The following is a 1,234-nucleotide window of genomic DNA, read 5'->3' as shown; positions in this document are numbered from 1 at the left end:
CTGCGTAGGCTGGTGCGAGACATCGGCCCAACATGGTGAGGCGACGCCGACGCACTGCCCTACGTCTCGAAGCCGCTCCAAAGCGCCCAGCTTATTTCGCGTTCAGACTCTCAGGCCGGATCATTAATACACCTCATTGCCCTTCTGCCATTCCAGGATCAGCGCCTCAAGTTTGTCGATCTGCACCTCCACCGCCTTTAAATGTGCGGTGAGGTAGTTGAGCGATGATTTGGCGAGCGGTGGTGTTCTGGTTTCGTCCGCGTCGATCAACTCTGCCGTGAGATCGACGACGCCACCCATCCCCTTGGCAGCGACAATGCCCAGTTCGGCCAGGTGACCTCGAAGCGCATTCACCAGAGCCGTTCGCTGCCCGACCAGCAGCTCACGGGACCGATGCATCATCAGCGCCGCCTGCTGTTCGGGCGTTTTGATCAGCACGAAGTGCATGTTGGGCCGGGTGACCGCTTCGCAAATGGCTTCGGCGTCGGCGGCATCGATCTTGCCGTGCTTAACGTATGGTTTGACGTAGGTGGGCGGTAGCAGCTTCACCTCGTGGCCTAAAGCGGCAACTTCACGAGCGTAGTAGTGCCCTGTACCGCACGCTTCGATGCCCATCAGAACCTCGGGTTGGCTCATGAAAAATGGGAGCACATCGCCGCGGCTGAGCTTGCGGCGCAACACGACTCGGATCGCCACGGCGTTTTTTCGCAGCACCAGCAGCGCCTCCGCCTCGGCCAGCGCCTTTTCTTTGCGGGCCAGGTGCCTCTCGATGGCATTGATGCGCTTCTTTTCCTCCTTGGTCGCCTGGCCGAGCCGCTGGCTGCTGGCACGCTCCCAATCGTTGGCCTGCTCGCAGGCAGCCCGCCAGGCCTGGATCTTCTCAGGGAAGAGACTGCGCTGGCGGCAATAGGCGGCGAGATCGGCCTCATTCAGGGCGGCGGTCTCCAGGACGACGGCGAACTTGTCGCGTGACGTCCAACCCTGCGGGCCGGCGTCGGCATCGGACAAGAGGCGCCCCTTGCTGCGGGCATCGCGGCGCCAGCTGTGCAGCGTTGCCTCGGCAATCCCTGCTTCCTTGGCCACCTGCCGCGAGGGCACTGCGTTCGGCGGCTCCAACTTCCTCAAAGGCTGTTTTGAAAGCTACGGGGCAGGAAGTCGCTTGCGGTTCGGGTGAGCGAGACGGTGGAGCATGAGACGGATCATGGCGAGGGTGACCATCGCCTCGGCGACCTCG

The 1,234-nt window shown here is 62.6% G+C and carries 1 protein-coding gene; it reads right to left on the bottom strand.

The window, feature by feature from the left end; genetic code table 11:
- Positions 1 to 123: 123 nt before the first annotated feature.
- Positions 124 to 1,116 (bottom strand): IS110 family transposase, encoded by a 993-nt coding sequence (locus E2C06_RS41130; RefSeq protein ID WP_165982921.1) that lies wholly within the window; start codon positions 1,114 to 1,116, stop codon positions 124 to 126.
- Positions 1,117 to 1,234: the final 118 nt, after the last annotated feature.

Source organism: Dankookia rubra, from assembly GCF_004355005.1.
Taxonomy (GTDB): domain Bacteria; phylum Pseudomonadota; class Alphaproteobacteria; order Acetobacterales; family Acetobacteraceae; genus Paracraurococcus; species Paracraurococcus ruber_A.
This window is presented reverse-complemented; position numbering and strand designations above follow the sequence as displayed.